This window comes from Microcoleus sp. (assembly GCF_041354475.1).
Lineage (GTDB): Bacteria > Cyanobacteriota > Cyanobacteriia > Cyanobacteriales > Microcoleaceae > Microcoleus.
In genome coordinates this window covers 5,033-27,257 of sequence record NZ_JBGJZU010000080.1, presented here as the reverse complement: position 1 = coordinate 27,257, position 22,225 = coordinate 5,033, and the positions used below count along the sequence as shown (strand labels likewise).

Below are 22,225 nucleotides of genomic sequence, written 5' to 3'. Positions count from 1 at the left end.
CTCTGCTACAGATAATTCTACTGCACATTCTACAGAAATACCCGTGATGCCGCTGGGGTGAGTTCCGGTGCTGCGTTTAATATCTTCGCTTGCGATTACGACCGCCACGAACTACTAAGGCCTCGTTGGGAAGTTTTTCCACAAATGTAGACTGTTTGATTTAAGTACGCGCTATATATTACCAGAAATTTTTGCCCATAGTGCGATCGCTCTTTTTTAACTCAAGCGATCGCACTCCGTACAGTCATCGCAGTGTTTGGTATTTGGTGTGAAGGGCGATCGAACTAAGGCGATCGCTATTAATTTTGGTGAGAGTATGCGCCGGGTGGTATTTGTAGAGCATTCATAAACTCGATCTTGCAGAACTCTCACCATCGAACTAAACTTAACTTATAGACTTAATTTTTTAAGAGCATGGAAACTGTAAATATCCATCAAGCTAAAACAAATCTCTCACTACTACTGTTGCGTGTAGAATTGGGAGAAGAAATCATTATTGCAAACGGAGACATCCCAATCGCGAAGTTGGTGCCGTTTCGTACTTCATCTAATCGACGAGCTAGTTTAGGGCAAGATCGAGGGAGATTTGTTTTGCCAGAGGACTTTAACGCTCCTTTGCCAAAAGAGATTTTGACCGCGTTCGAGGGGGATGAAAAGTGAAACTATTGCTGGATACGCAGTGCTTTTTGTGGTGGTTTGCCCAACCAGAGCGATTGAATGAGGAGGCGATCGCACAGATTGCCGATGAAACGAACGAATTGTGGTTTTCTGTTGCTAGTATCTGGGAAATGGGTATCAAAGTTGCGATCGGAAAGTTGCCACTGCCAGAACCGATAGATACCTACATTTCTAGCCGTATGATACAGTTAGATGTGCGATCGTTGGAAATTACAGCACCTCATGCCCTGCGAGCGGCTGCGTTACCATTACATCATCAAGATCCCTTTGATCGAATGCTAATTGCCCAGGCTCAGATTGAGGAGATGACGCTGGTGAGTGCTGATTCAATGTTCAAGCAATACAGCGATATTACTATTCTTTGGGCAGCAAATTCGTGAGATTTTACTTCTCATTTTGGTATTTGGTGTGAAGGGCGATCGCTCTTTCATTTTAGGCGATCGCTCATCAGAAACAAGAAATGGCGATCGCTCTTCGTACAATCATCGTAGTATTTGGTATTTGCTGCGAAGGGCGATCGCTCTTTCATTTTAGGCGATCGCTCATCGGAAACAAGAAAGGGCGATCGCTTCTTTTGCTTTACTACCGAGATTGGAATCGCCAAGCAAGTACCACAGAAAGGCATGAGTATCTAAAAGAAACTCCATGTTATGTATATTCCTTTAAATCTTCCAGCGGTTCATCGAAATCATCAGACATAACGATTTGACCGGCCCAACTACCATAACCATGAGGTTGTTCAAGTTGTTCTGGAGATGATTCAGTTTTTGCGTGTTTCTCAAGTAAATATTTTGCATAATGCAATATCTCTTGTTTGAGAGATTCTGGCATCTTGACGACTGTTTGAAAAATCTGTAGATCGATACTCATGATTTTTGTGCAATTTTTACGCTTATCATGTTTACTCATTATACTGTAATTGCAGTCAGAAGATATTTGGTGTCAGGGGCGATTCCCTACGGGATAGCTACGCACGCGCGTACTCCATACAATCATCGCAGTGTTTGGTATTTGGTGTGAATGGCGATCGCCAGAGTACAACGATCGCAGTGTTTGGTATTTGGTGTGAATGGCGATCGCCCAATCTCTTCCTCTACACCTGTCAGAGTCTGTCGTCTGAATACTGGTGAGTTATAATGATAAATATGGTAAGATTAAGAGACGAATCGTTAATGTGTGAAATGAGTGTGACCAAGTGATTCCAGAATTCGATGAAAACGGTAATCTACCACCAGGAGTTCATTTCTGTGAATGGGAGGAGTTCAATAAAAAATTTGGTACTAATTACAAAAGAGAGCGGATGATTGATGGATTGGAACTGGCAATGACGCAATTAAAAGCAGCAGGCTGTAGGACTATTTATATTAATGGTAGTTTCGTCACCAGCGAACCAGAACCTAACGATTTTGATGCTTGTTACGATCCCGAAACTGTAGACATGGATCATCTGAGAGTTAATGCTCCTCGATTGTTCAATTATTCCGATCGGAATGCCCAAAAAGCTAAGTATAGAGGGGAGATTTTTCCCTCCGACCAACCTGTAGGTAATTACGGGGACAATTCCTTTGAATTTTTTCAAAAGGATAGAAGACACAGGAAGAAAGGAATCATAGCGATAGATATAATGAGGTGGGAACCATGATTAAAGATGAATTCGAGTATGAAGTCAGTCAAGAATGGGTAGAAAAGTTTAAAAAAACTATGGCAGCGATGGAGCGAGATGAAGACGCTAAGAAAAAAGATTTTCTGAAATGGGACGCAGGGCGAGGTGCTTTGCAATGTCATGTAGATAAGTTAGAAGCAGAAATAGCTGAATATGAAAGATTGATGAATTGTGACAAAAGTCAGTCAATTGAAATTACAGTTGATAATTTAACTGAGTTGCCATTTGCTTTGATAAAAGCTCGGATGGCAGCCAAAATCACCCAGCAAGAACTAGCAGAAATTATAGGAATTGACCTGGAGCGAATTAAGCAATGTGAGGATAAAAATTATCAATGTGCTAGTTTTATAGAACTTCTTGAAGTTAGCGCGGCTTTGGGTGTGGAGTTTAAAACGGCTGTGATGGAGGTGGATTTTGGGGAAGTAGAAATTGGCAAAAGAATTGCAGAGAAACGACTAAAAAAAAGAATGAAGATGGCAAGTAAAGCATCCTAAAGAGTAATTTATTGCCATAAAAAGTGCTGAATATGTCGGGTTTGTTGGCTGTGAATTAGATAAGGGCGATCGCTCTTTCATTTTAGGCGATCGCCGATCGGAAACAAGAAAGGGCGATCGCATATTGCTTAAACAATTCATTGTTCCCTTGGGTAAACCTCAAAAGCTAACTCGTGACGAAAAAAACAGACATTAAACTCCGAGAAAAAGTTGAGGTGTCCAAGGATTACAGGTGCATCTGTCGAACGAGTCCAAGCAAATGCCAGCAAGAGCGGCGAAAACTGAGGAACTGTACCCGAAAGCACCAATCCCCGCGCCTCACTGTGAGCCAAATTCCCGCTCAATTGAATAGGAACGGTTTGCTGTTCCCATGTTGCCCCTAGTTGTAGACCAATCTGATAAGGCAAAACGTTGACACTTGCACCTGTATCCAACAATGCCATCACTTCTACGGAGTTGCTGCCGTTGGAGAGAGTAATTGGCAAATATGGCATGATACTCGATCGCCCAAGGCTATCAATTCGCTCTATAAATGGAAATCGCTGACTATTAAGCATGAGCTGATTCTTGGGCAGCAAGTAGAAGTTCTGATAATGCTTGAACTGATTCTCGATCGGCCTGTGGAGACCATACAACTGCACTGGTTGATGCTAGTTGATTCAGAAGTACATTTTCTGAATTAGTATCTTCAGCAGGTTCTAGGCTGCATCCTTCTTCCTTAGCAACTGCAAGTAGGAGAAAGTGAATGAGTCGCAGTTTATCTTGATGAGATAATTGAGCGACGGTGGGTAAAAGCTCGTTGAGAGGCATATCGCTTGTTTAAGATTACATACGTTTATTTTAGCCTTTAAACTCGCGTTTTAATGGCGATCGCTCTTTTTTACTCAAGCGATCGCACTCCGTACAATCATCGCACAGTCTGGTATTTGGTGCGAAGGGCGATCGCCCAATTCCTTCCTCTACACCTATAGCGAGTCTGTCGTCTGGATAGAGGTGAGTTATAATGATAACTATGGTAAGATTAAGAGACAAATCGTTAATGTGTGGAATGAGTGTGAGCAAGTGATTCCAGAATTCGATGAAAACGGCAATCTACCACCAGGAGTTCATTTCTGTGAATGGGAGGAGTTCAACGAGAGATTTGGTACGAATTTTAAAAGAGAGAACATGATACGGGGCTTGAAACTGGCAATGACCCAGTTAAAAGCAGCAGGTTGTAGGACTATTTATATTAATGGTAGTTTTGTTACCAGCAAACCAGATCCTAACGACTTTGATGCTTGTTACGATGGAGAAACTGTAGACATGGATAATCTGAGAGTTAATGCTCCTAGATTGTTCAATCATTATGACCGGAATGCCCAAAAAGCTAAGTATAGAGGGGAGATTTTCCCCTCAGACCAACCTGTAGGTAATTACGGAGATAATTCTTTTGATTTTTTTCAAAAGGATAGAAATCAAAACAAGAAAGGAATCATAGCTATAGATATAATGAGGTGGGAACCATGATTAAAGATGAATTACAGTATGAAGTCAGTCAAGAATGGGTAGAAAAGTTTACAAAAACTATGGCCGCGATGGAGCGGGATGAAGAAGCAAAAACAAAGGACTTTCTCAAATGGGATGCAGGTAGAGGTGCAATCCAATGCCATTTGGATCAGTTACATGAAGAAATCGCTGAATATGAAAGATTAATTAATTGTGACAAAAGCGAACCGATCGAAATTGTAGTCGAGAATTTGAATAAACTACCAGATGCTTTAATTAAAGCTCGAATCGCCGCCAAGATGAGCGAAAAAGAATTAGCTGAAATGCTGGGAATTGATGAACAGCGGATTAAAGAGCATGAGGCTAAAAGTTATCAAAGTGCTAGTTTTTTGGAACTACTTGAGATTAGCTTTGCTTTGGGTGTGGAGTTTAAAACGGCTGTGATGCAGGTGGATTTTGAGCAGATAGAGGAACTTAAAGAAAGTGCAAAAGAATGGCACGAACGAAGAATGAAAAAGGTAAGTAAAGTATCTTAAGTCTGTAAATGAGTTGCTCAGAAAAAGTGCTGAATATGTCGGGTTTGTTGGCTGTGAATTAGATAAGGGCGATCGCTCTTTCATTTTAGGCGATCGCTGATCAGAAACCAGAAAGGGCGATCGCATATTGCTTAAACAATTCATTGTTCCCTTGGGTAAACCTCAAAAGCTAACTCGTGACGAAAAAAACAGACATTAAACTCCGAGAAAAAGTTGAGGTGTCCAAGGATTACAGGTGCATCTGTCGAACGAGTCCAAGCAAATGCCAGCAAGAGCGGCGAAAACTGAGGAACTGTACCCGAAAGCACCAATCCCCGCGCCTCACTGTGAGCCAAATTCCCGCTCAATTGAATAGGAACGGTTTGCTGTTCCCATGTTGCCCCTAGTTGTAGACCAATCTGATAAGGCAAAACGTTGACACTTGCACCTGTATCCAACAATGCCATCACTTCTACGGAGTTGCTGCCGTTGGAGAGAGTAATTGGCAAATATGGCATGATACTCGATCGCCCAAGGCTATCAATTCGCTCTATAAATGGAAATCGCTGACTATTAAGCATGAGCTGATTCTTGGGCGGCAAGTAGAAGTTCTGATAATGCTTGAACTGATTCTCGATCGGCTTGTGGAGACCATACAACTGCACTCGTTGATGCTAGTTGATTCAGAAGTACATTTTCTGAATTAGTATCTTCAGCAGGTTCTAGGCTGCATCCTTCTTCCTTGGCAACTGCAAGTAGGAGAAAGTGAATGAGTCGCAGTTTATCTTGGTGAGATAATTGATCGACGGTGGGTAAAAGCTCGTTGAGAGGCATATCGCTTGTTTAAGATTACATACGTTTATTTTAGCCTTTAAACTCGCGTTTTAATGGCGATCGCTCTTTTTTAACTCAAGCGATCGAACTCCGTACAATCATCGCAGTGTTTGGTATTTGGTGTTAAGGGCGATCGCCCAATTCCTTCCTCTACACCTATAGCGAGTCTGTCGTCTGGATACAGGTGAGTTATAATGATAACTATGGTAAGATTAAGAGACGAATCGTTAATGTGTGAAATGAGTGTGACCAAGTGATTCCAGAATTCGATGAAAACGGCAATCTACCACCGGGAGTTCATTTCTGTGAATGGGAGGAGTTTGAGGAGAGATTTGGCACGACTGTTAAAAGAGAGAACATGATACGGGGCTTGAAACTGGCAATGACCCAGTTAAAAGCAGCGGGTGCTAGAACTATCTATATTAATGGTAGTTTTGTTACCAGCAAAGAAACCCCTAATGATTTTGATGCTTGTTACGATCGCGAAACTGTAGATAGGGAGTATTTGAGAATGAATGCTCCTAGATTGTTCAATCATTCCGATCGAAATGCCCAAAAAGCTAAGTATAGAGGGGAGATTTTTCCATCCGACGAACCTGTAGGCAATTACGGCGACAATTCTTTTGAATTTTTTCAAAAGGATAGAATACACAGGAAGAAAGGAATTATAGCGATAGATTTAATGAGGTGGGAACCATGATTAAAGATGAACTAGAGTATGAAGTCAGCAAAGAATGGGTAGAAAAGTTCAACAAAACTATAGCAGCAATGGAGCGGGATGAAGAATCAAAAAGGAAGGACTTTCTCAAATGGGATGCAGGTAGAGGTTCGATCCAGTGCCATTTGGATCAATTGCATGAAGAAATAGCGGAATATGAAAGATTGATGGCGTGGGACAAGAGCAAGCCGATCGAAATTGTAGTTGAGAATTTCAATAAACTGTCGGATGCTTTAATTAAAGCTCGAATGGCAGCTAAAATGAGTGAGGAAGAACTAGCGGAAATTTTGGATATTGACCCAGAACGCATCAAGGAACACGAAAAAAAAAATTATCAAAGCGCGACTTTGACGGAAATAATTAATATTAGTTGTGCTTTGGGTTTGGAGTTTAAGACGGCTGTAATGCAGGTAGATTTTGAGGAAATAGAGTTTACCAAACAAACAGTAGCAGAACGGCGCAAACGAAAAAGGGAGAAGGCAAGTAAAACAGCCTAAAGATTTGGATGATTTGGTCAAGAAAACTGCTGAATATGTCTGGTTTGTTGGCTAGGAATTAAATAATGGCGATCGCTCTTTCGTTTTAGGCGATCGGTCATCGGAAATAACAAAGGGCGATCTATCTTGATGATGCGCGATCGCAGTATTTGGTGTGAAGGGCGATCGAACTAGACTGTTGCTTGAACAAGCATATCTTCTACCTGCTTAATTTGCTTCCAATCAATTACTGCAACCCAAAGATTTTCCTCTTCTGAATATTGCACCACGCCATCGACTTCTAACTCTTCGTCATAAAATGCTAGTAATTGACCATCTTGCAACTTAATATTTTGGCGACTCAAATCTTCAATTGTACCAACACAATTTAGGCGAAGGCGACCTTGTTCATCTGCATTATGAAAGTCTGCAAAGATTCTGGGATAATTCATATTTTTGCTCCAGTCAGGATGATTGTTGTGATGGGTTAGCAATCGTTGGTGTCAGCAGCAGACTTGTTTGTTCTGGCGTTAAGCCTGTTAATGTTGCATGATTTGGGCTTCTCCCTGAAGTACGGATGACATCTCCATCGGACGCTCGAACTTCACCAACTGTCGTCACACCAACTTGTCCATGAGGGATGGTCATTGCTAACTCTGCTACAGATAATTCTACTGCACATTCTACAGAAATACCCGTGATGCCGCTGGGGTGAGTTCCGGTGCTGCGTTTAATATCTTCGCTTGCGATTACGACCGCCACGAACTACTAAGGCCTCGTTTGGAAGTTTTTCCACAAATGTAGATTGTTTGATTCAAGTACGCGCTATATATTACCAGAAATTTTTGCCCATAGTGCGATCTATCTTTCATTTTAGGCGATCGGTTTTGATGCGTAATGGGCGATCGCGATCCATGCAATCATCTCTACTTCATACAATAGGCTGCTCCATAAAGTTTTTTAGAGCAGTAAGGAACTTACCATTAAGATTCATAAAATCCTCCCACTTAAAGCCGCCAAATTCATCTTCCCAACCATGTGGCAGGAATACTTGCCGATCGTCGATTTTGAACCATTCTGCCGATTCATGAAGCTCTAGACTTGCCACGACTTTTGCGAAAGCGTGTAAGGCATCTGATGGTGTTACGATCGCTGACAGCTTTACTGTGTTATTGATTGTTAACCCAACCTCCTCACCTTCCTCTTGAGAATTAGGTAACGATGGACATCTAAGCGAAATAAAAGCTTTTTCGTTATCGATTCGACGGATAAAAAAGCTATAACCTGGCTTATAGGATAGTCTTTTTGCTATCTCATTCAATAGCAGAAAATTTTCTTCCATATTCTTTGTTGTGTTCTAATTTATCTAACTCATTCAGTTACTAGAAACTAAGACACATTGCTGCGACCTGATTTAATAGTCAATCGCAAATTATCAACACAAGCACTAACTAAAAGCTTACCCGCATCAGTTAATGCTTCAGACTTTATTAAACCTTGATAAGCTATATCAGCAAAACTCAGTGTTTCAACCCAGTAACTCTCAGCTTCCGAGTATAACTTTTCAGATGAAAACCAAGGAGAAGATACAAGTTTAGCCCATACAGCCGCCCCGGCTGAAAAGGTCATCAAAGCATGAATCACCTGTCTAAGAGGACGGTTTCTGTTTTTCCAAGGAGAGAAAACCTCTGGTGAATTTCCGTCTGTTGTGTAAAGACGCACATTTTTTTCTATTAGATTAACTTTGGTATGAAAAAACTCATGCACCATTTGTACGCACAAGTGGCATCTTTCTTCCATTCGATCGGCTTCAGGATCGAAATCTTGCCAAGCCCAACCAGGCAACTGTGATACAGAACCAGCCTTGCGTGTAGTTGGAGAGTAACGAGGCAACACAGTGTACACCTTCATCACGCGACTCATGCTGACACCAAGTCCGATATCTAGGAATCCAAGCATATCCAAGCAGAGGCGGATTTCATCATGCCTGGTGCTTACAGCCGAAATATCATGAACATAATCTTTTTCAATGAAATTAAACTCATTTCCCGCTGCTGCTGGTTGAGTGATTGCTGTGGAAATACGAATTCCCGATCGTGTAAAGCTGTCTGGCAACCAAGTTATGCGATCGGATTTACGATCGATTAACACCTCAATTGCTTGTTCTGTAATTTCTGCAAGATTGCTATCTTGCGTCACAGCCCCCGCTTTAGCTAGCGTAGGAAAACAAAGAAGAGAGCCAGGAGTGACTTTCACGTTTTTGAGAGGTTCTAAACCTAAACTCAAACCCCCACTCAGTGGTGAAAACAGAGTATAAAAATTAATTAGGAAGGCCTTAATGCTAGCAATATCACCACTGACGTAAGCTTGGAAAAGCGATCGAGATTTTGCTTCAAGTTCCCTATATTGCAAAAACAAACCGCTCAACATATCCACATCATCGCTTTGTTTGAGAAGCGCCGCAGCTAGCTCATAACCTTGATTGCTAAGAATATGCAGCATGGCTATGTGTCGGGTAGCTGACTCCTCGACATATTTAATCAACGCATTTTGGTAGAAAAGTTGAGTATCATCTAGCTGACAGGTTAACTCCAAGTCAACAGTTCCAATCTTAGTTTCTTGCTCTGCACACACGATCATAACGGAACGTCCTTATGAGATACCCGATAGTTCAGTGGACAAATAATCTTTGATGTGATCGATGAGAATGATTAGGTCTTCACAATAAATTGATTCCCGATTAAAGCCATGCTCTGAACTGTAACGATGGGGCAGATATCCGCCACCACAGATATCAAACAAGCGACAATCAAAGCACTTTTGAGGTGCAGAAGACTGCTTGTTAGATAGTGCTGTGACCAGAGGCAAAGATTCTAAAGCTTCAATCGGATGAGAAGCGAGCGACATACCGGTTTTGGTAGCACCATGATATGCAGTTTTCAAAACATCTAGTCCGTGATAAGTGCCATCAGTCTCAACCACAATCACTCCATCACTTAATGCCCCATAGGAATCATAGCCTCTCTGTCCACCCATTAAAAGCTTCATGATAGTTCTGAATATACGAACTTCCATCTTAGTTTCTGAAGCTAACCAATAATCGAAAAGAGCGGATAGCCATCGACCAAAAGTTCCTGGGGGATACTTATCGTAGGGAAAAGTATCATAGTTGAAGTCTGGCAGAAGAAAATCTATAGCAGTGGTATTTAGTTCCTCAAAGAATGTTAATAGCTCATAAGGATCTATTTCAGGATTCGCAACTGTGAGAAAACCTCCAAACACAGACCCCCCAGACTTGGGATTACGCAGCTTTTCTACACCAGCGATAATCTGCGAAAAGCTGCCACGCCCTTTGGCATCAACTCGCATAAGGTCGTTCCATTCTTGTGGCCCGTCAATACTCACACCTGCACGCACTTTGAAGTCTTGAAATACCTGTACAATGTCATCGTCTACCAGCGTTCCATTCGTTTGAAGTCCGAACTTGATATCAGCTTCAACATCCTGAAAACTACTCCGCAAAACCGTGAAAAATTCTCTCAGTTTAGAAGCTCCTAGTAGGAGAGGCTCACCCCCATGAAAGACCACAATAAGCTGTTTTAACTGACGCTCACGAACATAGCTACTGAGACGATCCGCCAGAAGCTGGATCGTCTCAACGCTCATCAAAACTGGCTGCTCTCTCCAAGTTTGATCTGGGTGTTCATACATATAGCAATAGGAACACTTGAGATTGCAACGACTCACGATTTTAACTACAACTGTTGTTATAGGTCGGACTTCGTAGAACTCAGTTCTTTGGGGTAGAAGCAATTCAAGTGACATAAATTTTCCTTCAAGCTATACTATAGAACCAAAATCATTGTTGGCTAAAAGACTTCTCAGCCAAGCGCCTTCTCTGTAATAATCTAAATTTAATCAGTAGTATGACTACTGAAATCAGACCAGGCAATAGGCTCTTTACCCATACGTTCTGCTTGAATCGCTTGAATCGCTGCTACAACTTTTGGATTGATTTTCTGTAACTGTTCCTCTTTCAAACCATTAACTGCAATTTCAGCAACAGGTCTAGAACCAAGATAAACTGTCATTTATTTGCCTCACACATTGGATTGATTTAGCATTTTCTTATTATTTGTGAAAATCGAAAATTTGTCTACCACAAAAATGTTCAATTTTGCCTACAGTTTTTCCCTGTTTCATTTTATTTGATCTATTTTTGTACAAAAATGTACAAAAATGTTATAAAAAGCGGATAAATGTGTATAATACATAAAAATTTCACATATCCCTTATCCGATGAACCTAAAAGAAGCTTTAAAAATCGCGGATAAAATTGTATTCGAGAAAACAGGTCAACACCTAGACGACTTACAGGAAGCGGTACTCAAAGGCACTCTAGAACGTGAAACATACAAGCACATAGCCAAAGACTTTGATTGTTCGGAAAGTAGCGTTCGGAAAGTGGGCGCAGAGTTATGGGAAATACTTTCAGAAGAGTTGGGAGAAGATGTTAGTAAATCAAATTTGCGATCGGCAATAGAGAGGTTGCAAGTCTCGCTGTTCTCATCAAATGTTGCACAAGACTCTGTGCAGATTAGGAATATTAATTATTGTGGAGAAGGTAGACACCCACCAGATATACCCAACTCACACCCACCAAATCAGGAAACAGCTAACTCAAAACAAACTAAAACTTCACATCAAGATTTAAGCGAAATGCCGGAATTAGGTGCTTTCTTCGATCGCACTTCCGAACTCCAAACCCTCACAACCTGGATTCTACAACAAAACTGCCGCCTCATCACCCTCACCGGCCGACTCGGCATCGGCAAAACATCCCTAGCAGTACAACTCGTACAACAAATCAAACACGAGTTTGACTACGCAGTTTGGTGCACCCTAGACGAATTCCCCACCATCGATAAATTTCAATCTCACCTAACACAGTTGTTTTCCCAGTCAGAAAACCCAGATTCATCCCCAACCAACCAGAAACGCTTACCACTAATTAAATATTTACAAAACCATCGCTGTCTAGTAGTTTTAGATGACGTTCACAACCTTTTCTGTAGCGGCGAATTAGCAGGAAAATATAAACCAGATTACGAAGAATATCGCTCTTTATTCAAACAAATAGAAAAATTATCCCATCAAAGTTGCTTTCTGCTAGTCGGTTGGGAACCACCCAAAGAAGTTCCTCAACTCACCAGCGAAAATACTCCCATTCGTACCTTACAACTCACTGGTTTAGACACCGCAGCCGCACGGGAAATTCTCAGAGATAAAGGATTAGCAGAAACCGACGACTGCGAAGCACTCATTCACCGTTATCAAGGAAATCCCTTATGGTTAAAAAGTGTGGCGACTCTGATTCAAGAGTTGGGAATCGGCGCGGCAGAGTTATTAATAGATGATACCATATTGTTACCGGAAGATTTGAAAGATGTTTTAGATGAGCAGTTCGATCGCACTTCCGAACTAGAAAAACAAGTCATGTCATTGTTGGCGACAGAAAACCAGCCCGTTAACTTCGCCAAATTGCTCCAAAACAGACAAATATCATCATCAGATTTGCTCAACGCCTTGCAATCTCTATCGCGGCGCTGCTTGATCGAAAAACAGGCAAGTCTTTACACTCTGTCACCTGTACTGAAGCAGTATATCAAAACTCGACGATCGCACTAAATAAATGGGTTGCGATTTACCGTTGCGTGAGGTGAGGGCGGGTTTTCGAGATTGTTTGTTTCTGGCGATGATTATTCGTAAAACCCGCCCCTACACATTTTTAACACAGAGCACTAAAGAAATGGGTGGCGATTTACCGTTGGGTTAGGGCGGGTTTTCGAGATTGTTTGTTTCTGGCGATGATTATTCGTAAAACCCGCCCCTACAATTTTTTGACAGAGGGTAAGATTTCAGTTATACCCAATCCGCCTTAAATACCTCCTTTATTTCTTAGTCTGCGGAGGCAGACTTTGTTTATGTAGAAGCGGTTTCAACCGCCCAATCATAAATGACGGTGACTGTGCTATCATAGAATAAAAAATATATTGAGTCGAGTTATATGACCACAATAACTACAGTCACAACAGCCTCTAAACTCGCTGATTACTACATCTGGTTCGCCAATGATGTCGGCTCCTACCTCAGCAACCACAAGCTACAAAAACTATTGTACTACGCCCAAGCATGGTATTTAGCATTTGAGGATACACCGCTGTTTGATGAAGATTTTGAAGCGTGGGTACACGGACCGACTATCCCGGCTTTATTTTACGAATACAAAGAACTATTTGACTGGAAGCCCATTCTCAAAGAAGTCGAAAAACCAGAGTTTCCCGAAGAAGTACAAGAGTTTTTAGACGAGTTATCCGATGATTACTTCTTTCGGGATGCCTATGAGTTAGAATTGATGGTGCGACGTGAAGACCCTTGGATTAATGCTAGAGGTAATTTGCCAAAAGATGAACCTTCTCATGCTATTATTACGAAGGAATCAATGAAAACTTTTTACAAAACTCGTGTCATCGAAGAAAATTAAAAAAGCAGATATACGCCACCAGCCATCTTTGTGAAAATGTTTTTTATATTGTCTGGCTAGACCCAGACCATAATCTTTACAGTTGAAATTATAGCCGAAGAAAGAAGTTACCTCCACAAGGGCATGGCTGTAAGCAGGACTTACAGACTCCGACTAAAGAAATGGGGTTTTTTATTGCATCTGTGGCTGTCAGGAAATATTCGCGCAAAAAATCTGGTTTCTGCGCTATCTAGTCTTGTTTAAGAAAATTTTGCATAAAGAGCTAAAATAAAATTAAGGCTTAAAAAACCTACTCCAAATGCAAGAATTACAAAGATTGTGATACTGAAAATAGACTGGAGCCGATCGCCAATTCCGGGTTTTTCTGAGTTCATCGGTCAATTATTACCATAAATTTGGGATGGGGAATGGATGTTGACTAGGACTTACGCGCAAAATCCTGTAAAATAGGGGCGCGTTCTGGCCGATCGCCACAAACCGCTAAATACACTAGACATATCATAATATGCCAGCCATCCTTAACTGACTCGCTCAGGTAAAAATATTAAGAGTGGCAGGAAATAATCTAAGAAATATAGTTTTAAAAAGGATAACCATCGATGCTCCACCCAATCTCGCAACCTTACCAACAACGAGAAGATACTATGACCCAAAGAGTCCTGCGGCAGCCAAACCCCTCAGCCTCTAAGCAGTTGAGACAAACAGCCCCTCAAAGACACTGGCTGGAGTTGGCAGAATACGCCTCCCTCGCAGCCTCTGGTGTCGGTTCCCTAGCGGTGGCCCTGTCGGGTCAAGCTTTTTACGGTGTGGCCCCCCTAACTTTAGCTTTGTCGCTGAATGTTGCCAACCGTTATCGATTTGAGCAGCAGGTGCGGCTTTATCAAAACTCGGAAATTGCCACAGTGCAAAAGTCTGTAAACAAAGTCGAGAAAACTGCGGCGACGGTAATTCTCAAAGTCCGTAATCAGTTGTCCGCAGATATAGAATCACTCCGCCAGCAAATGTCTGCACTACCACGGCCCGAAAGTTTTGAGGATTCCATCAATATTGAGCAGCAGTTGCTGAGCTTGGGACAGTCGGTAGCTTCTTTGCAGGAAATTGTCGCCTCCGCTGTCCTAGATGTCCGCCACCAGGTGAGAGAACAACTCCAAGATTTATCCGTGGGATCACCGACAAATCTCGAAGCAGTTGAACAGGCGATTGAGGAACTGCAAAGCGTGACTCAACTATTGGGAGAAACTTCCATCACCCAAGATGACTGGGAAGGAGTCAATACTCGATTTTTAGAAATCCAGAAAGTAATTGCCAATCTCCAAAGCCAGGTGCAGGCTCAAGCACAACAATCGGGGGATTTGTCTAGTTTTAAGGCTCAAATCGATAACTTGGAACAGGAACATCAAGAGGTTGTTAAACCACACCTCAAGCGGTTAATTTCTGTGGTGAAGCAGTTGCAGAATACTTAGTAAAAGTTAGTAGTGTCGTTTCTGGTTGGATGGGAATGATTTAACCGCAGAGGACGCAGAGAACGCAGAGGGATATCCCAGAGAGATGAATACAGGATTATGCTATTTGTGTTAAACAATTAAAAGCTAATCTATCTAGCTGACTTTTTTTCAACCTGTTACCAGAAAATTCAATGACTGCAACCGTTACAATGACTGAGAATCCGTTACTAATTGGCAAAGGATTGCCTCCTTTTGAAGCGATCGCGCCAGAACACATTGTCCCTGCGATCGCCCACCTGCTGCCTCAACTAGAAGCAGAACTGACTGCTTTAGAAGTCTCTGTCAAGCCCACTTGGAGTGGCCTAGTAGAACCTCTACAGGAACTCGGAGAGCGTTTAAATTGGACTTGGGGCATTGTCGGACATTTGATGGGGGTGAAAAATAGCCCGGAATTGCGATCGGCTCACGAAACTGTACAGCCACAAGTAGTAAAATTTTGGAGCAAGTTCAGTCAAAGTAAGCCTCTTTACGAAGCTTTTAAAGCACTGCGGGCCAGCGAAAGTTGGGATAGCCTGGAGTCAGCTCAACAGCGAATTGTAGAAGCTGCTCTGCGAGATGCTGAACTCTCTGGTGTCGGTTTAGAAGGTGAAAAAAAAGAGCGTTTTAATGCCATTCAATTAGAATTAGCAGAAGCTACTACTCTATTTTCCAATCATGTTCTCGACGCTACCAAAGCCTTTAGTCTCACCCTCACCAACAAAGATGAAATTGATGGTTTGCCTCCGAGTTTGTTGAGTTTAGCAGCCCAAGTTGCTCGCAGCGCCGGCGCAGAAAATGCTGATGCTGAAAATGGCCCTTGGCGCATTACCTTAGACTTTCCTAGTTACGGCCCTTTCATGCAGCACAGCACCCGCGCTGATTTGCGGGAAAAATTGTACAAAGCTTTTATTAGCCGCGCTTCTAGTGGGGAATTGAATAACTGGCCCTTGACCGATCGCATTTTAGCACTACGCCAGGAACAAGCTGCTTTGCTGGGTTTCAGTAGTTATGCAGAATTGAGTTTGGCGAGCAAAATGGCTCCCAACGTTGCAGCAGTGGAAGCTTTATTAGAAGAATTGCGCCTCTCTAGTTACAATGCTGCGGTTAAAGATTTAGAAGAATTACAGGCTTTTGCGAAGGCAAAGGGCGCACCGGAATCTGGAAAATTGAAGCACTGGGATGTCACTTTTTGGTCGGAACGGCGACGGGAAGAAATGTTTGCTTTTAGTGCTGAAGAATTACGTCCTTATTTTGCTTTGCCACAGGTATTGGAGGGGTTATTTGGATTAGTCAAACGACTGTTCGGCGTGACAGTAATTGCTGCGGACGGTCAAGCTCCTGTGTGGAACAAAGATGTGCGTTATTTCCAAATAAATGATGAATCAGGAAAGGCGATCGCCTATTTCTATTTAGATGCCTACAATCGCCCCGAAGAAAAGCGTGGCGGTGCTTGGATGAACGAGTGCGTCGTCCGGGCTAAATTTGTGGAAGCGGGTGTTACTAAGACGCGCTTACCGGTGGCATATTTGGTTTGCAACCAAAGTCCGCCCGTGGATGGTAAACCGAGTTTAATGACTTTCTTGGAAGTAGAAACTTTGTTCCACGAATTCGGTCACGGTTTGCAGCATATGTTGACCAAGGTCGATTATGCGGGAGCATCTGGCATTAATAATGTTGAGTGGGATGCTGTGGAGTTGCCCAGTCAATTTATGGAAAATTGGTGTTACGATCGCGCTACGTTGTTCGGCATGGCAAAGCATTATGAAACTGGGGAAACTTTGCCAGAACATTATTACCAAAAGCTGTTAGCAGCGCGTCATTACATGAGTGGTAGTGCCATGCTCAGACAAGTACATTTTAGCAGTGTTGATATCGAATTGCACCACCGCTACCAGCCGGGAGGTAGCGAAACTGTGATTGATGTCCGCAACCGGATTGCTAAAATTACTACTGTTTTGCCTCCTCTGGAAGAGGACGCATTTTTGTGCGCTTTCGGACACATTTTTGCTGGTGGCTATGCGGCCGGTTATTACAGTTATAAATGGGCGGAAGTGCTTAGTGCTGATGCTTTTGCGGCCTTTGAGGAAGCCGGTTTGGAGGATGAAATAGCGATCGCCTCTACAGGTAAACGCTTCCGCGATACAGTATTAGGATTGGGTGGCAGTTTGCACCCGATGGAAGTGTTTAAAAGTTTCCGGGGACGGGAACCGAGCACTAAAGCTTTGTTAAGACATAGCGGTTTAGTGGCGGCTTAATCCACTCAGGACATACCCACAGGGGATAAAGAACCCGGTTTCTGTGAGAAACCGGGTTTTGTCGTATCAGTATTATTACGGCTATTATCCATTGAGTATTTGTGGAATTAAGTATGTAATTTTACTTAAAAATAGTGGTTGATAGTTTTTCATGTAGAGTGGATTTTGTTTGGATACAGATAATGCTTTTATTGGCAACTATAAATCGAAAACTTTACAAAATTTTTCAGATATCGGGCAAAATAGCTGCTATTTCTTAAAGTTTTCATAAACAGCCGGAACTGCGACTGATGGGGATTTGGGTTGTTTCCGGTCAATCAGTTTGCGATCGAATGAATCCGGGAGTCGAGAACTAAAAAAATATTTGAACTGAGTTTGAAAGTGGTAAAAAAACAATATTTTTATATATGATGATAAATCAGGAATAACAGTCGATCGTTCACCTATACATTCAGCTTTTCATGGATATTCAATTAATTAATATCGGTTTTGGTAATATTGTGTCTGCTAATCGAGTGATTGCCATTGTCAGCCCAGAGTCAGCGCCAATTAAACGGATTATTACCGATGCGCGGGAGCGAGGACAACTGGTGGATGCTACCTACGGACGCCGCACGAGAGCGGTTATTATTACGGATTCAAGCCATGTGATTCTCTCGGCGATTCAGCCGGAAACCGTGGCTAATCGCTTTGTGGTGAGCAAAGAGGCCCAAAGTCGGGATGATTGAGCTTGTGACGGTTGCAATTTGAGCGCCTACAGTCTAGACTGAGCGACAACTTAAATTGTTAAAAGTTTCTATTGTCAACATGAAATCAGGGAAATTAATTGTTCTGACAGGGCCTAGCGGTGTGGGGAAAGGCACCTTAGTTCGATCGCTCCTCATGCGCCATCCCGAATTGCATCTCTCTGTATCGGTGACAACTCGTGGGCCTCGTCAAGGAGAAATTGAGGGACAACACTACTATTTTGTCAGTCGCAGTCGCTTTCAACAAATGGTTGAGGCTGGAGAATTGGTTGAATGGGCTGAGTTTGCAGGTAATTTTTACGGTACTCCCTATTTTGCTCTCCAGCGGGGTATCGAAGCGGGTAAGTTGGTATTGCTAGAAATTGAGCTTGAAGGTGCTAGACAAATTAGAGATAAGTTTCCAGAGGCGCTGCGAATTTTTATTTTACCTCCTTCTTGGGAAGAATTGGAACGCCGTCTGCGGAGTCGGGGTTTAGATTCTGAAAGTGCGATTACCCGTCGGTTGTTACGGGCTAAAGCAGAAATTGAAGCTGCGGGAGAATTTGATTTTCAAGTTATTAATGATGATTTGGAAGTTGCTTTAAAAGGGCTGGAATCTGTTTTGACTGTTGAATGTTGACTGTTTCTTCCCTCGGACCTCGGACTGATGTCAAATCCGTTGACATCGGAATTATTATTTCTCTCTTCTCTTTCTCTGTGTCCTCTGTGTTCTCTGTGGTTTAATCATTCCGATACAACCGGAATTGATCTGACTCGGTTCAGTCAGCTTCGCGGTGCGCGTGAGCCTAGTCGAAGGGTCGAATGGCTCTCTTCCTTCTTCCCTCTTCCTTCTTCCTTCTTCTATAACCATTTTTCAGTGCGGGCTAAAACTTCGGTACTTTGTTTGATGGCTACACAAATTTTTAAATTCAATTCTAGTATATTTGATTCCGGGAATAATCTCCTGATTGGTTCAATTTCGCGGGCGGAACAACCCAACATTTCCATATAAGCTAGAGTCCATCCAATGGCTGCAATGTCAGTGATATTTCCGGTACCTTCACAAAAGTGACAGCTAATTCCGGCTTGGGGGCCACACTCAGGACAAACCCAATTGCCGATCGATAAATGTGGCGAATTTGTGCGAGTATCTGATGCTGTTTTTAAGGCTTTAATGTGATTTTGAACTACTTGGTCAAAACTTCGAGCTTGCTTGAGGTGGTGGATGGATTTGCTGTGCGGTACCGAATATTCTGCTGGCTGTTGGGCCGCAATCATTGGTGCTGTTTGCTGTGCTATTCTAGGTCCAGATTCCCCTAGATTTGCAGTTAGTTGAATGCCGTAATCCTTTAACTCTTGGCGATTCTCCGTCTGTCTAGAGTCTGTCGAGGGAAAGGAGGAATTGGGATCGCCAGTGGTGAAAGATGGTTGAATGCGATCGGCTTCTGCTTGTATGGAGAGGTGATGTTCGATCGCCAGAGACCAAGTTCTTCTGTGTCGAATGTTGCCATATTTTTTGGCTTCTTCCTCAGTAATACCGATCGCCTCCGCCTCTTGGCGCAACATATTCATGGAAGTCATAGAAAGTGATATCATTAATAGATTATTTCCAAACAAGTTGAATAAATCACCTTAGATATATTAGCCTAGATTTGCCTTTAGTTACGACCGTCGATGACTTCAACTATTTCCGACAAAGCTTTATCTGTTGCTCGACTAACATCTTACCTCCAAGACTTGTTAGAGGGCGATCGCCGCTTGCAATCCCTGTGGGTAACAGGGGAGGTCGCCAGCGTTTCCGAACACCCCAGCGGCACCTATTTCACCCTCTGCGATGCCGACAAAAGCGCTGCTATTCGCTGCGTAGTCTGGAAATCTCAGCGGCCAAAATTACTAGAGAAACCCACAAAAGGAGCGCAATTGCTGGTATTGGGAAGCCTCCGGGTTTACAAAACTCGCGGCGAGTACCAGTTGAATGTTTCCCAATCCCTACCCGCCGGAGAAGGGTTACAAGCTTTGCGATTGGAACAATTACGATCGCGCTTAGAAGCCGAGGGTTTGTTCTCTCCCGCCAACAAACGCCCACTCCCGGCACACCCAAAAATTGTGGCAGTGGTAACATCCGATACCAGTGCAGCTTGGGGGGACATTCAGCGCACCCTAACTCAAAGATATCCGCGTTTGCAGGTGTTGTTATCGCCCACAGCGGTGCAGGGAGAATCGGCTCCTGCTGAGATTGTTAGGGCGATCGCCCGCGTAGAATTGGATGGTAGGGCTGATGCGATCGTTTTAGGGCGGGGTGGGGGTGCTGCGGAAGATTTAGCCTGTTTTAATGATGAGCGAGTGGTAAGGGCGATCGGCAATTGTGCGATTCCGATTATAACTGGCATCGGTCACGAAAGAGATGAATCCCTAGCCGATTTAGTTGCCGACAGGCGAGCTCACACTCCCACGGCTGCGGCGGAACAAGTCGTACCTAATTTAGCAGATATTTACTTCCAACATCGACAGCGAGTCGTCAATTTAGCACAGGTTGTCAGATCCAGATTCCAAAAAGAAGAAAAGCATTTACAACAACTGCAAAATCGATTAAAGCGTTTACCTGTAACATCCCGAACTTTGCAGCAAGCCAGTGGTAAATTGGAAGTGCTGCAACAAAAGTTATCAGCCTTAAATCCCGCAGCAGTTTTGGAAAGAGGTTACGCGGCGGCGATCCAAAGTGATGGTACGATCGTCCGTAGCACCGAGGGTTTAGTGTTGGGAGAGGAATTGACGCTGAAATTGAGTCGGGGCGTGGTGAAAGTTAAGATTGTAGAAATATTGGATGCGACAGAAAAGTTATGATTAATTCGCCCTTGCGTCAGTCAGACTGGAATTATGAAGAAACAGTCGATCGCATAGAAGCAATAATTGAGAGAGTGGAATCGGGAGAATTGCCTCTGGAACAGGTTTTCGAGGAATTTTCGATAGCTGTCGAGTGTTTGCAGGAGTGCGAAACTTTTTTGGCGCGGGGAAAGGAGAAAATGGATTTGTCGATCGAGATTTTAGAAGATGAAATAGATTTTTAGGAGTTCTTAATAATCTACCAAAATTCAATGCAAATATCTCCTGACTCCCCGTGACATAAATTTCCCTAGGGGCTTAAGAAACAGTACAAAAGTCCCCACCAAATTATTTCAAACTTCCATCTATCCCTGCTAAAATCGCCTCAGCTTCCCCACACAAAGCAGCGTGACAGCAACCGTTACTAGCCAACAATCCCCCCCACTGACTCACATCTCCCCGGTTATATTGCAAAGCAGAACCGTCAAAACGAGTAAATCTGCCACCCGCTTCCGTCAAAATCAATTCCGGTGCCGCCAAATCCCAATCTTTAGGCGCAGACTTTCCCGACAGCGCAATATAAACATCAGCCCTTTGTTCCACAATTGTCGCAACTTTACAGCCAATGCTACCGACAGCTAGTTGATTTTGACAAGGCAGTTTATGCAATAATTTATTAAAGCGATCGTCCCGGTGACTGCGACTGGTTACTATAGATAAATCCGCCACTATATTGCGCTCAGAAACCTGCAACTTTACCCTAGAACCATCTCGACTTTCCACAAAAGCACCAGCATCTTTGATGGCGTAAAAAATCTTTTGTTGTTCCGGCCAAGCCACCACTGACAAAACAGGTCTTCCCTGGTATGCTAAAGCAATATGAACGGCAAATTCCCCTGTCCTATCAATAAAATCCCGCGTTCCATCCAAAGGGTCAATAATCCAAACCCAACTTTGAGGTAAGGGAATTTGCCCGTGAATTTCTAAATAAGCTTTGTAAGTTTCTTCGCTAAGATACCCAAATTCTGCATTCCCTAAAGCTGATTGTAATTCAGCGAGAATGTAAGCATTGACAGCGACATCGGCGGCGGTGACTGGCCCATCTTTTTGTTCTTGGATGTCGAGTTTGGGAGTCTGGGAATCCTGGCGATAATAGGATTGTAGGATATCTGATGCACCCCAGGCGATCGATCGCACAATTTCGCTTAATTCTTCGAGATTTTTCATCCTCAAACTTCCCCTAATATTAGCTTAATCATACTCGTTAATCATACTCGTTCCCAGGCTCTGCCTGGGAATGCCTGCCCGGAGGCTCTGCCTCCTTCTTCCTGTTAGTATAATCCGAGGCAGAGCCTCTAGATATGCGTTACCAGGCAGAGCCTAGTAACGAGAGATATTAGCTTAATCATACTCGTTCCCAGGCTCTGCCTGGGAATGCCTGCCCGGAGGCTCTGCCTCCTTCTTCCTGTTAGTATAATCCGAGGCAGAGCCTCTAGATATGCGTTACCAGGCAGAGCCTAGTAACGAG

Annotated in this window: 33 protein-coding genes; 16 read left to right on the top strand and 17 right to left on the bottom strand. The window is 43.0% G+C overall.

Translation table 11 applies throughout. The features are described from left to right. Positions 1-216: 216 nt before the first annotated feature. On the bottom strand, positions 217-375 hold the full coding sequence (locus ACBR23_RS23425; RefSeq protein WP_371114813.1) for a hypothetical protein: 159 nt from the start codon (positions 373-375) through the stop codon (positions 217-219). A 39-nt stretch (positions 376-414) separates the two neighbouring features. Between ACBR23_RS23425 and ACBR23_RS23420 the strand changes: the two genes are divergently transcribed. Beyond that, positions 415-660 (top strand): type II toxin-antitoxin system Phd/YefM family antitoxin, encoded by a 246-nt coding sequence (locus ACBR23_RS23420; RefSeq protein WP_371118770.1) that lies wholly within the window; start codon positions 415-417, stop codon positions 658-660. Next, positions 657-1,058, top strand: a complete 402-nt coding sequence (locus ACBR23_RS23415; protein WP_371118769.1) for a type II toxin-antitoxin system VapC family toxin — start codon at positions 657-659, stop codon at positions 1,056-1,058. Before ACBR23_RS23420 ends, ACBR23_RS23415 begins: the two co-directional genes overlap by 4 nt. Positions 1,059-1,105: 47 nt before the next feature. Here ACBR23_RS23415 and ACBR23_RS23410 read toward each other — a convergent pair whose 3' ends face one another. Next, a complete protein-coding gene (locus tag ACBR23_RS23410) occupies positions 1,106-1,303 on the bottom strand; it encodes a hypothetical protein (RefSeq protein WP_371114816.1) in 198 nt (65 codons plus the stop codon). A 23-nt stretch (positions 1,304-1,326) separates the two neighbouring features. After that, positions 1,327-1,587, bottom strand: a complete 261-nt coding sequence (locus tag ACBR23_RS23405; RefSeq protein ID WP_371118768.1) for a DUF2281 domain-containing protein — start codon at positions 1,585-1,587, stop codon at positions 1,327-1,329. Positions 1,588-1,873: 286 nt separating this feature from the next. Here ACBR23_RS23405 and ACBR23_RS23400 point away from each other — a divergent pair, with 286 nt between their 5' ends. Both ACBR23_RS23400 and ACBR23_RS23395 read left to right on the top strand, forming a co-directional pair. Then, on the top strand, positions 1,874-2,320 hold the full coding sequence (locus ACBR23_RS23400; RefSeq protein ID WP_371118767.1) for a hypothetical protein: 447 nt from the start codon (positions 1,874-1,876) through the stop codon (positions 2,318-2,320). Continuing rightward, positions 2,317-2,835, top strand: coding sequence for a DNA-binding protein (locus ACBR23_RS23395; RefSeq protein ID WP_371114818.1), 519 nt, complete (start codon positions 2,317-2,319; stop codon positions 2,833-2,835). Before ACBR23_RS23400 ends, ACBR23_RS23395 begins: the two co-directional genes overlap by 4 nt. A 137-nt stretch (positions 2,836-2,972) precedes the next feature. Here the strand turns inward: ACBR23_RS23395 and ACBR23_RS23390 are convergent, their stop codons facing one another. The 3 genes from ACBR23_RS23390 to ACBR23_RS23380 are packed head-to-tail and all read right to left on the bottom strand — an operon-like array spanning position 2,973 to position 3,897. Continuing rightward, complete coding sequence (locus tag ACBR23_RS23390) at positions 2,973-3,392, bottom strand: hypothetical protein (protein WP_371114819.1); 420 nt, start codon at positions 3,390-3,392, stop codon at positions 2,973-2,975. Then, entirely contained in the window at positions 3,385-3,645 is a 261-nt protein-coding gene (locus ACBR23_RS23385; RefSeq protein ID WP_371118766.1) for a hypothetical protein, read from the bottom strand. Before ACBR23_RS23385 ends, ACBR23_RS23390 begins: the two co-directional genes overlap by 8 nt. Positions 3,646-3,675: 30 nt before the next feature. After that, entirely contained in the window at positions 3,676-3,897 is a 222-nt protein-coding gene (locus tag ACBR23_RS23380; protein WP_371118765.1) for a hypothetical protein, read from the bottom strand. Here ACBR23_RS23380 and ACBR23_RS23375 point away from each other — a divergent pair, their 5' ends adjacent. Both ACBR23_RS23375 and ACBR23_RS23370 read left to right on the top strand, forming a co-directional pair. Continuing rightward, positions 3,898-4,344 carry a hypothetical protein gene (locus tag ACBR23_RS23375; RefSeq protein ID WP_371118764.1) on the top strand — a complete coding sequence of 149 codons (447 nt, stop codon included), beginning with the start codon at positions 3,898-3,900 and terminating at the stop codon, positions 4,342-4,344. Further along, positions 4,341-4,859: a DNA-binding protein gene (locus tag ACBR23_RS23370; protein WP_371118763.1), complete on the top strand. Its 519-nt coding sequence runs from the start codon at positions 4,341-4,343 to the stop codon at positions 4,857-4,859. Before ACBR23_RS23375 ends, ACBR23_RS23370 begins: the two co-directional genes overlap by 4 nt. Positions 4,860-4,999: 140 nt before the next feature. Here ACBR23_RS23370 and ACBR23_RS23365 read toward each other — a convergent pair whose 3' ends face one another. From ACBR23_RS23365 to ACBR23_RS23355, 3 genes are all read right to left on the bottom strand, one after another. Next, positions 5,000-5,419, bottom strand: coding sequence for a hypothetical protein (locus tag ACBR23_RS23365; protein ID WP_371114819.1), 420 nt, complete (start codon positions 5,417-5,419; stop codon positions 5,000-5,002). Further along, positions 5,412-5,672 (bottom strand): hypothetical protein, encoded by a 261-nt coding sequence (locus ACBR23_RS23360; protein WP_371114820.1) that lies wholly within the window; start codon positions 5,670-5,672, stop codon positions 5,412-5,414. Before ACBR23_RS23360 ends, ACBR23_RS23365 begins: the two co-directional genes overlap by 8 nt. 70 nt (positions 5,673-5,742) lie before the next feature. After that, positions 5,743-5,925: a hypothetical protein gene (locus ACBR23_RS23355; RefSeq protein WP_371118762.1), complete on the bottom strand. Its 183-nt coding sequence runs from the start codon at positions 5,923-5,925 to the stop codon at positions 5,743-5,745. Here ACBR23_RS23355 and ACBR23_RS23350 point away from each other — a divergent pair, their 5' ends adjacent. Together ACBR23_RS23350 and ACBR23_RS23345 are read left to right on the top strand one after the other, a co-directional pair. Further along, the gene (locus ACBR23_RS23350; RefSeq protein ID WP_371114822.1) at positions 5,926-6,372 is read left to right on the top strand and encodes a hypothetical protein; all 447 of its coding nucleotides are present in this window, start codon (positions 5,926-5,928) and stop codon (positions 6,370-6,372) included. Then, a complete protein-coding gene (locus ACBR23_RS23345; protein WP_106150057.1) occupies positions 6,369-6,887 on the top strand; it encodes a DNA-binding protein in 519 nt (172 codons plus the stop codon). The genes ACBR23_RS23350 and ACBR23_RS23345 overlap by 4 nt, the downstream gene beginning before the upstream one ends. A 170-nt stretch (positions 6,888-7,057) precedes the next feature. Here ACBR23_RS23345 and ACBR23_RS23340 read toward each other — a convergent pair whose 3' ends face one another. The 6 genes from ACBR23_RS23340 to ACBR23_RS23315 all read right to left on the bottom strand — a co-directional run bounded on the left by ACBR23_RS23340 (position 7,058) and on the right by ACBR23_RS23315 (position 10,957). Continuing rightward, positions 7,058-7,318 (bottom strand): hypothetical protein, encoded by a 261-nt coding sequence (locus ACBR23_RS23340; protein WP_371118761.1) that lies wholly within the window; start codon positions 7,316-7,318, stop codon positions 7,058-7,060. Positions 7,319-7,331: 13 nt separating this feature from the next. Continuing rightward, a complete protein-coding gene (locus tag ACBR23_RS23335; RefSeq protein ID WP_371118760.1) occupies positions 7,332-7,628 on the bottom strand; it encodes a flavoredoxin in 297 nt (98 codons plus the stop codon). 169 nt (positions 7,629-7,797) lie between these two features. Then, positions 7,798-8,208: a hypothetical protein gene (locus ACBR23_RS23330; protein WP_371118759.1), complete on the bottom strand. Its 411-nt coding sequence runs from the start codon at positions 8,206-8,208 to the stop codon at positions 7,798-7,800. A gap of 47 nt (positions 8,209-8,255) precedes the next feature. Then, positions 8,256-9,506: an HEXXH motif-containing putative peptide modification protein gene (locus ACBR23_RS23325; RefSeq protein ID WP_371118758.1), complete on the bottom strand. Its 1,251-nt coding sequence runs from the start codon at positions 9,504-9,506 to the stop codon at positions 8,256-8,258. A 12-nt stretch (positions 9,507-9,518) separates the two neighbouring features. Next, the gene (locus ACBR23_RS23320; RefSeq protein WP_371118757.1) at positions 9,519-10,613 is read right to left on the bottom strand and encodes a radical SAM protein; all 1,095 of its coding nucleotides are present in this window, start codon (positions 10,611-10,613) and stop codon (positions 9,519-9,521) included. 167 nt (positions 10,614-10,780) lie between these two features. Continuing rightward, entirely contained in the window at positions 10,781-10,957 is a 177-nt protein-coding gene (locus tag ACBR23_RS23315) for a hypothetical protein (protein WP_371118756.1), read from the bottom strand. Positions 10,958-11,165: 208 nt separating this feature from the next. Here ACBR23_RS23315 and ACBR23_RS23310 point away from each other — a divergent pair, with 208 nt between their 5' ends. The 6 genes from ACBR23_RS23310 to gmk all read left to right on the top strand — a co-directional run bounded on the left by ACBR23_RS23310 (position 11,166) and on the right by gmk (position 18,514). After that, positions 11,166-12,554, top strand: a complete 1,389-nt coding sequence (locus ACBR23_RS23310) for an NB-ARC domain-containing protein (protein ID WP_371118755.1) — start codon at positions 11,166-11,168, stop codon at positions 12,552-12,554. Between the two features lie 379 nt (positions 12,555-12,933). Beyond that, entirely contained in the window at positions 12,934-13,410 is a 477-nt protein-coding gene (locus ACBR23_RS23305) for a Panacea domain-containing protein (RefSeq protein WP_371118754.1), read from the top strand. A gap of 644 nt (positions 13,411-14,054) precedes the next feature. Next, positions 14,055-14,873 (top strand): hypothetical protein, encoded by an 819-nt coding sequence (locus ACBR23_RS23300; RefSeq protein WP_341736378.1) that lies wholly within the window; start codon positions 14,055-14,057, stop codon positions 14,871-14,873. A 173-nt stretch (positions 14,874-15,046) separates the two neighbouring features. Next, positions 15,047-17,149 (top strand): M3 family metallopeptidase, encoded by a 2,103-nt coding sequence (locus tag ACBR23_RS23295; RefSeq protein ID WP_371118753.1) that lies wholly within the window; start codon positions 15,047-15,049, stop codon positions 17,147-17,149. A gap of 461 nt (positions 17,150-17,610) precedes the next feature. Then, the gene (gene remA / locus ACBR23_RS23290; protein WP_371114836.1) at positions 17,611-17,877 is read left to right on the top strand and encodes an extracellular matrix/biofilm regulator RemA; all 267 of its coding nucleotides are present in this window, start codon (positions 17,611-17,613) and stop codon (positions 17,875-17,877) included. A 79-nt stretch (positions 17,878-17,956) separates the two neighbouring features. Next, a complete protein-coding gene (gene gmk / locus ACBR23_RS23285; protein ID WP_371118816.1) occupies positions 17,957-18,514 on the top strand; it encodes a guanylate kinase in 558 nt (185 codons plus the stop codon). Positions 18,515-18,735: 221 nt separating this feature from the next. Here gmk and ACBR23_RS23280 read toward each other — a convergent pair whose 3' ends face one another. Further along, positions 18,736-19,470 carry a hypothetical protein gene (locus tag ACBR23_RS23280; protein WP_371118752.1) on the bottom strand — a complete coding sequence of 245 codons (735 nt, stop codon included), beginning with the start codon at positions 19,468-19,470 and terminating at the stop codon, positions 18,736-18,738. A 78-nt stretch (positions 19,471-19,548) separates the two neighbouring features. On the opposite strand from ACBR23_RS23280, the gene xseA reads away from it, so the two are divergent. Continuing rightward, positions 19,549-20,718, top strand: coding sequence for an exodeoxyribonuclease VII large subunit (gene xseA, locus ACBR23_RS23275; RefSeq protein ID WP_371118751.1), 1,170 nt, complete (start codon positions 19,549-19,551; stop codon positions 20,716-20,718). Then, positions 20,715-20,942, top strand: coding sequence for an exodeoxyribonuclease VII small subunit (xseB, locus tag ACBR23_RS23270; protein ID WP_341736374.1), 228 nt, complete (start codon positions 20,715-20,717; stop codon positions 20,940-20,942). Before xseA ends, xseB begins: the two co-directional genes overlap by 4 nt. 103 nt (positions 20,943-21,045) lie before the next feature. Here the strand turns inward: xseB and ACBR23_RS23265 are convergent, their stop codons facing one another. Beyond that, a complete protein-coding gene (locus tag ACBR23_RS23265; RefSeq protein ID WP_371118750.1) occupies positions 21,046-21,924 on the bottom strand; it encodes a 3'(2'),5'-bisphosphate nucleotidase CysQ in 879 nt (292 codons plus the stop codon). Positions 21,925-22,225 lie beyond the last annotated feature (301 nt).